This is a genomic window from Phenylobacterium sp. RIFCSPHIGHO2_01_FULL_69_31 (assembly GCF_001824475.1).
Classification (GTDB): domain Bacteria; phylum Pseudomonadota; class Alphaproteobacteria; order Caulobacterales; family Caulobacteraceae; genus Phenylobacterium.
The window spans coordinates 14,120-26,740 of sequence record NZ_MHXN01000008.1; the positions used below are offsets into that span (position 1 = coordinate 14,120).

At 69.8% G+C, this 12,621-nt stretch carries 15 protein-coding genes; 4 read left to right on the top strand and 11 right to left on the bottom strand.

The features are described from left to right. Nucleotides 1–15 precede the first annotated feature (15 nt). The 3 genes from A2790_RS05825 (at nt 16) to A2790_RS05835 (ending at nt 3,003) form a co-directional block, all read left to right on the top strand. Nucleotides 16–1,251: an acyl-CoA dehydrogenase family protein gene (locus tag A2790_RS05825; RefSeq protein ID WP_293388625.1), complete on the top strand. Its 1,236-nt coding sequence runs from the start codon at nt 16–18 to the stop codon at nt 1,249–1,251. Nucleotides 1,252–1,559: 308 nt separating this feature from the next. Then, the gene (locus A2790_RS05830; RefSeq protein ID WP_293388699.1) at nt 1,560–2,222 is read left to right on the top strand and encodes a response regulator; all 663 of its coding nucleotides are present in this window, start codon (nt 1,560–1,562) and stop codon (nt 2,220–2,222) included. Nucleotides 2,223–2,301: 79 nt separating this feature from the next. Further along, nucleotides 2,302–3,003, top strand: a complete 702-nt coding sequence (locus tag A2790_RS05835; RefSeq protein ID WP_293388627.1) for a response regulator transcription factor — start codon at nt 2,302–2,304, stop codon at nt 3,001–3,003. 13 nt (nt 3,004–3,016) lie between these two features. Here A2790_RS05835 and A2790_RS05840 read toward each other — a convergent pair whose 3' ends face one another. From A2790_RS05840 to A2790_RS05850, 3 genes are all read right to left on the bottom strand, one after another. Further along, nucleotides 3,017–4,048: an AraC family transcriptional regulator gene (locus A2790_RS05840; RefSeq protein ID WP_293388629.1), complete on the bottom strand. Its 1,032-nt coding sequence runs from the start codon at nt 4,046–4,048 to the stop codon at nt 3,017–3,019. Between the two features lie 102 nt (nt 4,049–4,150). After that, nucleotides 4,151–6,409, bottom strand: coding sequence for an ATP-binding protein (locus A2790_RS05845; protein ID WP_293388631.1), 2,259 nt, complete (start codon nt 6,407–6,409; stop codon nt 4,151–4,153). A 359-nt stretch (nt 6,410–6,768) separates the two neighbouring features. Then, complete coding sequence (locus A2790_RS05850; protein ID WP_293388633.1) at nt 6,769–7,299, bottom strand: MarR family transcriptional regulator; 531 nt, start codon at nt 7,297–7,299, stop codon at nt 6,769–6,771. A gap of 151 nt (nt 7,300–7,450) precedes the next feature. On the opposite strand from A2790_RS05850, the gene A2790_RS05855 reads away from it, so the two are divergent. Beyond that, complete coding sequence (locus A2790_RS05855; RefSeq protein WP_293388635.1) at nt 7,451–7,789, top strand: hypothetical protein; 339 nt, start codon at nt 7,451–7,453, stop codon at nt 7,787–7,789. A gap of 99 nt (nt 7,790–7,888) precedes the next feature. On the opposite strand, the gene A2790_RS05860 is transcribed toward A2790_RS05855, so the two are convergent. The 8 genes from A2790_RS05860 to A2790_RS05895 are packed head-to-tail and all read right to left on the bottom strand — an operon-like array spanning nt 7,889 to nt 12,610. Then, complete coding sequence (locus A2790_RS05860) at nt 7,889–8,362, bottom strand: hypothetical protein (protein ID WP_293388637.1); 474 nt, start codon at nt 8,360–8,362, stop codon at nt 7,889–7,891. Then, nucleotides 8,359–8,961 (bottom strand): response regulator, encoded by a 603-nt coding sequence (locus tag A2790_RS05865; protein ID WP_293388638.1) that lies wholly within the window; start codon nt 8,959–8,961, stop codon nt 8,359–8,361. The genes A2790_RS05860 and A2790_RS05865 overlap by 4 nt, the downstream gene beginning before the upstream one ends. A gap of 4 nt (nt 8,962–8,965) precedes the next feature. Beyond that, on the bottom strand, nt 8,966–9,325 hold the full coding sequence (locus A2790_RS05870; protein ID WP_293388639.1) for a hypothetical protein: 360 nt from the start codon (nt 9,323–9,325) through the stop codon (nt 8,966–8,968). Further along, nucleotides 9,325–9,876, bottom strand: a complete 552-nt coding sequence (locus A2790_RS05875; protein ID WP_293388703.1) for a chemotaxis protein CheD — start codon at nt 9,874–9,876, stop codon at nt 9,325–9,327. The genes A2790_RS05870 and A2790_RS05875 overlap by 1 nt, the downstream gene beginning before the upstream one ends. Before the next feature lie 8 nt (nt 9,877–9,884). Beyond that, a complete protein-coding gene (locus A2790_RS05880) occupies nt 9,885–10,274 on the bottom strand; it encodes a response regulator (protein ID WP_068877188.1) in 390 nt (129 codons plus the stop codon). A gap of 1 nt (nt 10,275) precedes the next feature. Then, complete coding sequence (locus tag A2790_RS05885) at nt 10,276–11,295, bottom strand: chemotaxis response regulator protein-glutamate methylesterase (protein WP_293388641.1); 1,020 nt, start codon at nt 11,293–11,295, stop codon at nt 10,276–10,278. Then, nucleotides 11,292–12,176 carry a protein-glutamate O-methyltransferase gene (locus A2790_RS05890; protein ID WP_293388642.1) on the bottom strand — a complete coding sequence of 295 codons (885 nt, stop codon included), beginning with the start codon at nt 12,174–12,176 and terminating at the stop codon, nt 11,292–11,294. Before A2790_RS05890 ends, A2790_RS05885 begins: the two co-directional genes overlap by 4 nt. Next, a complete protein-coding gene (locus A2790_RS05895) occupies nt 12,176–12,610 on the bottom strand; it encodes a chemotaxis protein CheW (protein WP_197422620.1) in 435 nt (144 codons plus the stop codon). The genes A2790_RS05890 and A2790_RS05895 overlap by 1 nt, the downstream gene beginning before the upstream one ends. Nucleotides 12,611–12,621: the final 11 nt, after the last annotated feature.

Here is a 12,621-nt window from a genome sequence, read left to right on the forward strand (position 1 = left end):
TTGGGAGACGCCGCCGTGGCCATCGACTTCGAAATTCCCGCCGACGCCAAGGCCGTGCGCGAGCGCGTCCGCCAGTGGGTGCAGGACGAATGCATCCCGGCCGAGAAGCGGCTGGTGGACAAGGAGAGCTACAAGACCGTCCTGGCCGAACTGCGCGCCAAGGCCCGCGCCCAGGGCCTGTGGCTGCCGTTCGTGCCCAAGGAGTACGGCGGCATGGGCCTGGGCCCGCTGGCCAACGCCCTGGTGCAGATGGAACTGGGCCAGAGTCACCTCGGCGCGCTGTCGATGAACAGCCAGGGGCCCGACGACGCCACCATCCTGACGCTGCTGGCCCACGGCACGGAGTTCCAGAAGGAGAAGTACCTCAAGCCGCTGCTGAACGGCGAGAAGCGCGTCTGCTATTCCATGACCGAGAAAGCCGCCGGCGCCGACGCCACCGGCATGCGCACCACCGCGGTCAAGGACGGCAACGAGAACTATGTGCTGAACGGCGAGAAGTGGTTCTCGTCGGCCGCCAGCGCGGCGGACCTGGCCGTGGTCATGGCCCGGACCGATCCCGACGCGCCGCGCCACCAGCAGTTCTCGACCTTCATCGTCGAGCTGCCCAACCCCGGCTACCGCATCAAGCGCGACATCCCGACCATGGCCGCGGAGAGCGAGCTGTCGCACATCATGGGCGGCGGTCACTCCGAGATCGAGATCAAGGACCTGGTGGTGCCCGCCGAGAACCTTCTGGGCGGGGAGGGGCGCGGCTTCGACATGGGCCAGCACCGCCTGGCCTACGGCCGCCTGCGCCACGGCATGCACAACATCGCCATGGCCCAGCGGGCCCTGGACCTGGCCGCCGCCCACATCACCAACCGCGAGACCTTCGGCCGGAAGCTGGACGAGCGCCAGGCGGTCCAGTTCATGATGGCCGAGTGCGCCAGCCAGCTCTACATCGCCCGGCTCATGCTGCTGCACATCGCCTACAAGGCCGAACACGGCCTGGACATGCGGCAGGAGAACTCCATCGCCAAGGTCTACCTGGCCCACATGGTGCACCATGTGGTGGACACGGCGATCCAGTTGCACGGCGCCCTGGGCTACAGCCGCGATACGCCCCTGGCGGCCTGGTACACCCACATCCGTTCGCAGCGGCTGGTGGACGGGCCCGACGAGGTCCACCGCTGGACAGTCGGCCGCAACGTGATCAAAGCCTTCAAGGCTACGGGTACGACCGCCGGCGCCTGTGGTGGTGATCTGATATAGACGTGCAAGGTGACGCCAACGTCACCTTCGCTAGTCTAGGGTTCGACTGTTCCAGCGCGGCGAGTGAGCGGTCCATTGCTCGCCGCGACTGTCGGGTTGACCCCCGATGACATGATGTCGCAGTGCAGCATTCTGTCCCGAGAATTCAAGAAACTGTCCCGCAGGATCAAACTGGCCGGCGGTTAACCATATAGGGCCTTGCCTCACGAATCAGCCCGGGGGGGGTGCGAGGGAAGGGGCAGGCCTAGCTCCACCACGCTCAGAGCCCCGCGGGCGCCGCCTGCGTCGCCTGAGGTCGCGTGCCGTCCATGCTCTTGCCCAAGCCCGTCGAAGGCCGCCCGCCGGGGCACGATCCGGCTCTCGATCCCGGTCACGAACTCAAGGGCCTCCTGGCCGTCCTGACCGGCGTTTGCGAGCAGCTGGTGGAGGGCCTGGACGGGCAGGGCGAGCCTCGCGAACTGGCGCGGGTCGGTCTGCGCGCCGCCCGCAAGGCCTCGGCGCTGGCCGCCGGGCTGGCCATCCCGACCCCGTCCCGCCGGGACCCCGCGGCGGCCGAACCCGCCGGGCCGGTCGTCCTGATCGCCGACGACGATCCCGACCTGCTCAAGCTGATCACCGCGGCCTTCGAACGGGCCGGCTATCGGGCCTATCCCGCCCGCAACGGCCGCCTGGCCGCGCAACTGGTCAGGGCTCTTAAGCCGGACCTGCTGGTGACCGACATCGTGATGCCGGAGAAGGAAGGCATCGCCACCATCATCGAGACCAAGGCCGTGGCGCCCGACACGGCGGTGATCGCCATCTCCGGGGGCGGGGCGTTCGGCCGGACCGGCGCGTTCCTGCAGTGGGCGACCGAGCTGGGCGCGGACGAGGTGGTGGCCAAGCCCTTCGCCATGTCCCGCCTGCTTGCCGCCGCCGAGGCCGCCCTGGCGCGCCGCGGCGTGCGCGTGACCGGGCGCCGGCCCGACGGATGACACGGCGCGGAGGCGGGGCCTCCGCTCGCGACCAGCAACATCAGACAGAGGCCGCGGCGCCGCGGCGAGGAGGACCTAGGTGCGTGTGCTTTTGATCGAGGACGATCGGATGATGGCCCGCAGCATCGAGATGATGCTGAACGCCAGCGGCTTCATCGTCGACAAGACCGACGCCGGCGAGGACGGCATCGATCTGTCGGGGGTCTACGACTACGACCTCATCCTGCTGGACCTGAGCCTGCCGGACATGTCGGGCCTCGACGTGCTGCGCACCCTGCGCCGGGGCCGGAACGAGACCCCGATCATGATCCTCTCGGGCACGGCCCAGATCGACTCGAAGGTGAAGGCGCTGAGCCTCGGCGCCGACGACTACATGACCAAGCCGTTCCACAAGGACGAGCTGGTCGCCCGCCTGCGGGCGGTGATCCGCAGGTCCAAGGGCCATGCCCAGTCGCTGATCACGGTGGGCGACATGGTCATCGACCTGGACGCCAAGGTGGTCCACGTGAACGACCAGCGGATCCATCTCACCGGCCGCGAATACCAGACGCTGGAACTGATGGCCCTGCGCAAGGGCAAGGCGATCACCAAGGACATCTTCCTGTCCAGCCTCTACGGCGGCATGGACGAGCCGGGCGCCAAGATCGTCGACGTGTTCATCTGCAAGCTGCGCAAGAAGCTGGCCCCCGTCACCGACGGCCGCCACGTCATCGAGACCGTCTGGGGCGGCGGCTATGTGCTGCGCGAGGCCGGCGCGATCCCGGAGTCGACCGCGGCCTGAGGCGGCGGCCGGGTCACTCCGCCGGGACGAGGGCTTCGGCGGGGCGGTGCGGCGCGCCGGCATGCCGGTTGCGATAGGCGCTGGCCGACTGGGCGAACTTGCGCCGGAACCAGTGCGCGAAGGCCGACAGGCTGGAGAAGCCCAGGATGTCGGCCACCCCCTGCAGCGGGCGGTCACTGTTGACCAGCAGCGAGGCGGCCATCTCGCGGCGCGTGGCGTCCAGGATGTCGGAGAAGGTCGTCCCCTCTGCCGAGAGCCGCCGGTGGAGCGTGCGGCGGTCCATGCCCAGCTGCTGGGCCACGCGCTCGACCGAACAGACGCCGTCGGGCAGCAGCGCCACGATCAGGTCCGCCACCTTGTCGCGCAACTGGGTCCGGCGGTCCGCCGTCATCCTGTCGAGGTATCGGGCCAGGTCGCGCGCCATCTCGGGATCGGCCGCGGGGAGGGCCACGTCCAGGTCGGCGCGGCGCATGACGATCGCCATGCCGTCCTGGTCGAACAGGGGCGTCACGCCCAGCAGCCGGCGATAGGACTCCATCCGCGCCGGAGCGGCGTGCGTGAACCGCACCTCCAGGGGCTTCCAGGCCTCCCCCATCACGGACTTGAGCAGCCGGACCGCCGTGGTCACGGCCAGGTCCGCAGCCTGCCGCTGCTGCCAGGGCGGGCCATGGATCCGCAGGATTGCCTGGTCGCCGAACTCCTCGAGCGTCAGGGAATAGGCGTCGTTCTGCAGCCACTGATAGCGGGCATAGGCGGCCAGGGCGCTGCGCAGGTTGGGCTGCTCGCGGATCACCAGCCCGACGGCGCCCATGTGGGAGATGCGGCGCCGCTCGGCCAGCCGCAGCGCGAAATCCTCGGCGCCGGACTGCTCGGCGGCCATTTCCAGCATCCGGCACATGAGCTCGACCGACACCCTCAGGTCGGGTTGGCTCAGCACCTCGCCCGGAAGGCCGACGGCGGCCGCCAGCGCATGGGCGTCGAGGCCCAGTTCGCGCGTGAACTCCAGGAACCCGGTCAGGCCGGCGGACCGGCCGAGCTGTGACATGACCACTCCCCCCGAATGGACCCTGTCATGAACAACTCGTTGTCCCGGCAAATCAAGCGGAACGTGAAGGCGGCGCCCTGACCGCCTCTGCGGCGCGAGGGGCTAGCCGGTGGCCTGGCGGCCTTCGCCCCTGGCATCGAGGCCGACCGCGCCGGGCGCGACGGCGGCGGCGATCGCCGTGAACAGTTCGGTGACGTTGAGCGGCTTGGGCACCACGTCGTCCATCCCGGCGGCGCGATAGCTTGCGAGCTGGTGGGCCATGGTGTTCGCCGTCACGGCCAGGATCGGCGTGCGCGCGCGGCCCAGCACGGCCTCACGCGCGCGGATGGTCATGGTCGCCGTGGGGCCATCCATCATCGGCATCTGCACGTCCATCAGGATGATGTCCCAGTGCGCGGACTCCCATGCGCGCACCGCCTCGGCCCCGTTCTCGACGATGGTCGGCTCAAGCCCGAACTGCGCCAGGATCGCTTTAAGGACCATCTGGTTCACCGGATTGTCTTCGGCCGCCAGAACCCGCATCGTGCCGTCCGAGAGCGCCCGCGGCAGGTCCAGGGGTATCGGCTCGGGCGCCGGACGCTCCACCTGGCGCAGCGGGAGCTCCACGGCGAAGGTGCTGCCGTGGCCCGGCGCGCTGCCGACTGTGACGGCGCCGCCCATGGCCCGGCACAGCTCCTGGCAGATCGCCAGGCCCAGGCCCGCGCCGCCGTAGGCGCGGGTGGCGGAGCCGTCGGCCTGCACGAACTTCTCGAACAGCCGGGCGACCCGGTCGGGCGCGATCCCGATGCCGGTGTCCGCCACCTCGAACCGCAGGCCGGTCGCGCTGCGGAGGATCTGGACCGTCACCGCGCCCGCATGGGTGAACTTCACGGCGTTGGAGATGAGGTTGGACAGGATCTGGCGCACGCGCGCCGCGTCGCCCCGCCAGAGGCCCTCGGCGGCGGCGTCGATCTCGAGCGTGAAGCTGAGGGACTTGGCGCGGGCCTCCGCCACGAAGGCGGTATGCGCCGCCTCGGCGACGGCGCGCATGTCGAAGTCCTGGTTTTCGAGCAGCAGCCGTCCGGCCTCGATGCGGGAGATGTCCAGCAGGTCGTCCAGCAGGTCCATGAGCGCCGAGCCGCTTTCGCGGATGACCCGCAAGCGGTCGCGCTGCAGGGCGGGCAGGGGGTCCAGGTCCATGGCCTGGGCCATGCCCAGCACGCCGTTCAGCGGCGTGCGGATCTCGTGGCTCATCACGGTCAGGAAGTCGCTCTTGGCGCGGTTAGCGTCCTCGGCGGCCTGCCGCGCCTCGTCCTGGGCGCAGGCCACGCGATGGGCCTCGGTGACGTCCACATAGGTGGCCAGGCAGAGGCTCCAGGGGGCGCCCAGGCCCGAGGTGAACCGGAAGTGCGCCCGCACCATCCGGGACTCCCCCTCGCTCACAAGCAGCTCGGCGTCGAAGGCCGGGAGCGCGCCGCTCGCGTCGATCCGGTCGAGGCCCTCGCACAGCTTGTCCAGGAAGCCGGGGCCGAAGTGACCCATGCCACCGTGACGGCTGAGCAGGGCGCGGGCCGCCTCGTTGGCCTCGATCACCGTGGAATCATCGGCGACGTCGTCCATGCTCGCGTAGAGGCTCCGGGCGATCGTCCCCAGCCCCGCGTCCGGCCGGGCGTGCGCCTGCAGCCGCGCATGGAAGGCCGTGGCGTCGAAACACACCAGGGCGGTCGGGCTGTTGTCGAAGACCATGCGCCAGCGGTGGTTGCCGGCCTCGGCCTCGGAGCCGAGCTGTTGCAGGACATCCCGCTCGCGGGACATGGCGCTGGACATCCGCAGGACGAACACGGTGAAGGCGAACCCGCCCAGGGCCAGCAACAGGGTGTCGCCCAGGTGGACCCCGCCCCCGCCGAACGCGGCGTGGGCGGGCGCCAGTACCAGCAAGGCCGCCGGCGGCGTCACCAGGCTGGCGACCGCCAGCGGGGAGCCGGACGAGCGGATCGCGTTGTTGAGGGCGACAGCGCAAAGCAGCACCGCCGCGCCCGCCAGCGCCACGGCGTCGGCGCCTGAGGCCACGAGGATGGCGGCGATCGAGGAGTAGGTCGCCGAGCTGAATGCCATGGCCAGGGCCGCCCGCGCGCGCGGGCCGGCCGCCGAGGGCGCCGCCAAGGCGCGGCGCGCGAAGACGCCCTCGATCGCGCCGGCAACGACGGTGATCGCGAACCAGGGCGCGACGAAGGGGTTCTGCGTGCCCAGCCACACGAGGACGGCGATGACGGCCGCTTCGAAAACCCTGGCCCGGCGCGCCTTCGCACGGCCCCGCAGGACCCACGAGAAGCGTGCGCCGTCGTCGTCCTGCGCCTCGCGCATGGGCGGGTCTGCGATCATGCGGTGGCGGCCGCTGCGTGGCGTCCGACCGCTGGAAGAGGGCGCATTCTGCAATCCCGTTACCGGCTCGATGTGGGAACTTGCCGGCACGCCACTAATTCACGGTTAAAAGTGGGAATTTTTGGTCGTCACAAAATCAAGGCGTACCTTAACCGCGAAGAAACCATAGATGCCCGCGAATATTCGGAGGGTTTCGACGGGTTTTGTCTTGGGAACTCGGCTTACGTGCGGGAAGGCGCGGCCGATCGGCCCTGTCGCGAGTATATTGATCGCACAGATGCTCTGGAATTCTACCCGTCAGGTCGTCGAAGTGGCGGACTTGGCGGATGCGAACGCGGGATGCATCCAGATTGCTGCGGTCACGACGGGCGCGAGGGCCGGCCGTAGGCCAGGAGCCGCTCTGCGGCCAGCGGATCGTCCATCATGTTGCGGATGACCTGCTGCAGCACGCGCGCCGCCACGCGGGCGGAAGCCTCGTCGACGCCCGACAGCACCGCACGGTTGTTGCGCAGCAGGCGGGCGACCGCGCCGTCGAAGGCGGCCTCGCCCGCCGCGCTGAGCGTCACCTGCACTTGCCGCCGGTCTCGCGCCCGCGACCACCGCTCCACCAGTCCCTGCGCGACGAGGTGATCGACGACGCGGGTCAGCGTCGTCCGATCGATGGCCGCATAGAGGGCCAGATCCTTCATCGAACAGTTTTCGATGCGGCGAATGACCGCAAGGGTGCGCCAGTGCTGCAGGGTGAGGCCGGACGCGCCGGCCGTCCGCGTGAAGTACAGGTCGCGCTGCCGCGCCGCCTGGAACAGCAGATAGAAGATGTACTCCGCCGGTGCGAGCGGAAATTCCCCTGTGGAATCAACAGATAGGTCGGTCGGGCGGGACGTGCGCATGGGGGCGGCTCCAGACGCCGGCGGGCGGTCGTGCGGCGCTATCCGTCCCTGATTTGTGTGCAAATGCAATAGGTGCAAATGCACAGTGTTATTGCGGCATTAACTGTCGTCGCCTTAGGCTTCACCTTACCAGAGCTGAGGACCTCCCCCCTTGAGCCACATCACCGCTTTCGTCGACGAGGATGCCGGCCGCGAGCTCGAGCCCGCGAGCGCGGAGGTTCAGGCGTGCCTGGCCCTCAACCGCGCGATCCTGCAGACCCTGGCGTCGTTGTCCCCGACCCTGGCCGGCGTGGCCGAGCGCGCCCTGTCCGACGAACTGGACCTCGCCCGCCGCGGGAGGGCCCCGTCGCGGACCATCGAACTCATCGAGGACGCGCGCGACCAACTGCAGGACGACGCCGGCGCCCTCGAGATGATGGGCGCGCTGGAAATGGCCCTGGTCGCCGCCGCGGACGCGCTGCCCGACATCGCGGGCCTGCCGAAGGCCTGAGCCCGGCTCACGGGCTTCCGACAATCCCTCGCCGTCCCGGTCGCCGCACGGCTGGGCCTCACGGAAGACCCTGTGCGCTGTTGTCCGCGCGCCGGCGTGTCAGGCGGCGGGCGCGACGCGGGCCCGTACCCGGCGCAGACCATCGAGGATCGAGTCGGCGCCCGCCGCGCCGGCCTTGTCGCCCAGGTTGGCCAGCAGGCGGATGCCGTCCACGTGCACGTCGATAGCCGGCCAGTTCACGGGCTCGCCATTGCGGAACCAGTCGGCCAGGTCGCAGAGGCTGAACGCCGCTTCGGCCAGGGCGCCGAGGCCGAACGTGCCCGCGATCCCGAAGGTCGCGTTGCTGGTGTCGTAGATCGCGTCGAGGACCGAGGTGTCGCCCCCGCGGCCCTTGGCGGCCAGGGCGGTCAGTTGCTCGGCCTTTTCGACAAGGACCTTGGCCGACGAGCCGCGCACGGACTCGACCCGGCCTTCTGCGGCGCGGATGGCGTCCTCTGGGCGGCGGCCGCCAGGCTCGCGGGCGATCTGGCCCAGCTTGTTCTCGACGGCGAAGATGCGGGAGGGACCGGTCATAACGCGACTGCTTTCGGGTTGAACAGGGCGTCAATCTCGTCCTGCTCGAGGTTGGGAGTCTTGGCGATGCCGACCTCCGCCGACAGGTCGTCGTGGCGGCGGCCTTTCATGCCGACGGGCGGGCCCAGGGCCTTGACCCGGCGGTCGGGCCCGCAATAGCCGGGAGAATTCACGAACTTGCGCTGATCGTGCATCAGCCAGACGATGCGCTGCATCATGACGGTCGGGACGGCGGGCTTGGCGACCACGAAGCTTGCGCCCGCGTCCCGGCCGCGGAAGACCTGCGAGGGGCGGGTGTGGCCGGTCACCAGGATCACCGGCGCGAAGCTGTTGGGATCCAGCTCGGCGCGGCGCAGCCAGCTGATGAACTCGTACCCTTCGGCGTCGTTCAGGGCGCTGTCGACGACCATCAGGTTGATGATCCGCTCCTTCACCACGGCCTTGCAGTCGGCCATGGTCTGGCACTTCCGGGGCGAGTGGACGCCGAAGCCTGCGAACATCTCGGCCATGATGGTCAGGCCCTGCAGGTCCCCGCACGCCAGCAACACCTCAGCGGTGGAGAGGTTGACGCGTTCGGTCTTGCCGTAGGCCTGGCTCATGCCCTCAGTCCCAGAAGGTCATCGGATCTCCGGTTTCCGCCGGAGCGTGGGAGGGATCGGACAGGCGGCGCGCCTGTTCGGTGAGGGTCAGGACGCGCAGGGCGTCGTCGATGTCGGCGGCCACGTCGGCCGGCGCGGCGTCGGCCAGCGCGCGGACGAACGAGGCCAGGCCGGACAGGCGCTGGCTGAGGAGGTCGGCGGCCTGGGCCTCGATCATCGCCGACGGATCGGACTGCCCCGCGGTCTGGACGAGGCGCGAGATCAGGTCCTGGAGCTGATCGCCGACGGCGACCAGGTCCGTGACCTCCCGGGCGACCAGGTCCAGGGATTCCGAAAGGGACCGCGCAGCGGCCGGTTGGTTCATCAGAACAGCTCCAGCGCGCCGGCGTCCTGCACGGGCGCCACGGGCTGGCGGCGCTCGGCGACGAAGACCTTGGCCTCGGTCGGCGCCAGCAGGATCTGCCGCGCGCGGCCGGTGCCGGGCCAGTACTGGATGCGACGGGCGCGGTCGCCCCGGAGCGATCCGCCCACGTGGCGCAGACCTTCGTCGCGCACGAACCGCTCGGCGAACTCCGAGTTCTGCCCGCCAACGTCCGACAGGCCGTCGAACAGGTGGGCGCCGCCGAACAGCTTCACTTCCAGGCGGTCGCGCCGGCATCCCTTGCGGAGCAGGTCGTTCAGCAGCAGTTCCATCGACTGGACCCCGTAGCGGAGGCCCTCGTCCCCGGCCTCGCCGGGCAGCAGGAAGTGGTTCATCCCGCCGATCCCGGTCACGGGATCGCGGATGCAGGCCGCCACGCACGATCCGAGGATCGTGGTGAGCACCACGTCATCGCCTTCGGCGACGTGGAATTGGCCCTGGATCACGTGGATCTTGCGGGGTTCCGCGTCGTAGGCGTGGCTTTGTCCGGCCAGGCCCACGGTCACGCGAGGACGCCGAAGATCGCTTCGATCTTTTCCTTCAGGGTGCCGACGGTGAACGGCTTGACGAGGTAGTTGTTGACCCCGAACTGCACCGCCCGCTGCACCAGCTCCTTGTCGGCCCGGCCGGTGAGCATGATGAAAGCCGTCTTCTGGATCGGCGGGTGAGACCGGATCGCCCGCAACAGGCCGAGGCCGTCAAGCTTCGGCATGTTGTAGTCGGAGATCACCAGCTGCACCGGCCGCGACAGCATGTGGCGCAGGCCGTCCTCGCCATCCGCGGCTTCGTGGATGGTCCGGAAGCCGAGCTGTTGCAGGCCCGTGCGCACCAGGGAGCGCATGGTCTGCTGGTCGTCGACGACGAGGCAGGGAATTGAGGAGGGCGCCGGCATCTCAGCGTTCCACTTCTTTGTTCGTGAGGTTGCGGATGGCGGGGCCGAGCTTCTCCAGGGGGAGTTGGCGCTCGACCGCGCCCAGTTCGTAGGCTGCGCGGGGCATGCCGTAGACGACGCAGGTCGCCTCGTCCTGGCCCAGCGTCTTGGCGCCGGCCTCCCGCATGGCGAGGAGACCGCGGGCGCCGTCCCGGCCCATGCCGGTCAGGATCACGCCGACGGCATGCTCCTTGGCGGCCCGGGCCACGGATGAGAACAGAACGTCCACCGACGGGCAGTGGCCGCTCACGGGGTCGCCGTGGGCGACGCGGCAGCGCAGGTGCCGGGCGCCCTCGACCTCCAGGTGGAAATCGCCGCCCGGCGCCACATAGACGCGGCCGGGAACCAGCGGATCGCCGTCGCGGGCCTCCGTCACCGTGGCCGCGGAGGCCCGGTTCAGGCGCTCGGCGAAGCTCCTGGTGAAGCTCGCAGGCATGTGCTGGGCGATGACCGTCGGGGCGCAGTTGGCCGGCAGGCGCTCGATGATGTTGAGCAGGGCTTCGACCCCGCCGGTGGATGAGCCGATGGCCACCACCTTCTCGGACGGCGTGAAGACGTCGACGGGCGTCGGCTCGGTGCGCGCGACCCGCGAGCGGACCCGCGCCCGGGCGGCGATCTTCACCTTCTCGGCCAGGCGGCTGAAGCCGATCGGGTCGGCCCCGCCCGGCTTCTCCACGCAGTCCACCGCGCCCAGTTCCAGCGCCGCCAGGGTCGCCTCGGCGCCGCGGCTGGTGAGGGTGGAGACCATCACCACCGGCATGGGGCGCAGGCGCATGATCCGTTCCAGGAAGTCGATGCCGTTCATGTTCGGCATCTCGACGTCCAGGGTGATCACGTCGGGGTTCAGCGCCTTGATCGCCTCGCGGGCCTGCAAGGGGTCGCCGGCTTCGCCCACGACCTCCAGCTCCGGATCGGCCGACAGCGCGGCCGAGATCAGGCGGCGCATGGTGCTCGAGTCGTCGACGACGAGGACGCGGGTCATCGGGCCGACTCCTGGATGCGGCGGTAGGTGGTCACGCCGTCGGGCTTGTAGGCGGCGACCGCCGGGCCCTGGATGCGCTCGGAGTGGCCGATGTAGAGGGCGCCGCCCACCTTGTTCAGGGGCGCGAAGCGGCTCCACAGGCGGGCCTGGGTGTCGTCCTCGAAGTAGATCGCCACGTTGCGGCAGAAGATGGCGTCGAACTGGCCCTTCATCGGCCAGTCGCCGATCAGGTTCAGTTCGTTGAAGGTGATCAGCTCGCGCAGGTCGTCGGACATCTTCACCCGGCCGTCGGCCGTGGGCGAGGTCCAGCGCTTGCGATAGCCGTCGGGGATGCCCTCCAGCAGGTGGGGCGCATAGGCCCCGCCGCGGCCTTCGGCGACCATGTTGGGGTCGATGTCGGTGGCCAGGATCTTCACGTCGCGGCCGGCCGCCTCGGGCATCAGCGACAGGATCGTCATGGCGATCGAGAACGGCTCCTGGCCGCTCGAGCAGGCGGCCGACCAGATGCGCACCTTGCCGCCGCTACGCGCCGCGTCCAGCAGGGGCGGGAGCACGCGCTCCTTCAGGTGGTCGAAGTGGTGCGGCTCGCGGAAGAAGCGCGTGACGTTGGTGGTCAGGGCGGCCAGCATCTTCTGGCGCTCGTCCACGCCGTCGGCGCCGGCCACCAGGGCGCAGTAGTCCTTGAAGCTCGTCAGGCCCAGGGCGCGCAGGCGCTTCGCCAGCCGCGAATAGACCAGCGTCGCCTTGGCGTCGGGCAGGTGGATGCCGGCGTCGCCATGCACCATCGCCGAGATCTTGCGGAAATCGGCGTCGGTGAAGGCGAACTCGCCATCGACCATATTGGCGCCCGGGCGCGTGGATGTCGGCGCACTCGCACTCATCAGGCGGCTTCCAGCTCCATGTCGGGCAGGACGCGGTCGAGGCCGATCAGGCTGATCATGCGGCCGTCCATGGCGATCAGGCCGCGGATGAACGACTTGGCCGTCTCGGACGCGACGTCCGGGGTCGGCTGGATGACGTCATCGGTGACGGTCAGGATGTCGCTCACCGCGTCGACCAGCAGGCCCACGACCTGCTCGCCGATCTGGGCGACGATGATGACGTTCCGGTCGCTGGCCTCGGTGCTCTCGAAGCCCAGGCGCGAGGCCAGGTCCACGATCGGCAGCACCGCGCCGCGCAGGTTGATGACGCCCTTCACGAAGGACGGCGATTGGGGAAGGGCCGTGGCCGCGGTCCAGCCGCGGATCTCGCGGATGGCCATGATGTCGACGCAGAACTCCTGGGCGCCGATGCGGAAGGAGATGAGTTCCTTCATGCCGCCGGCCT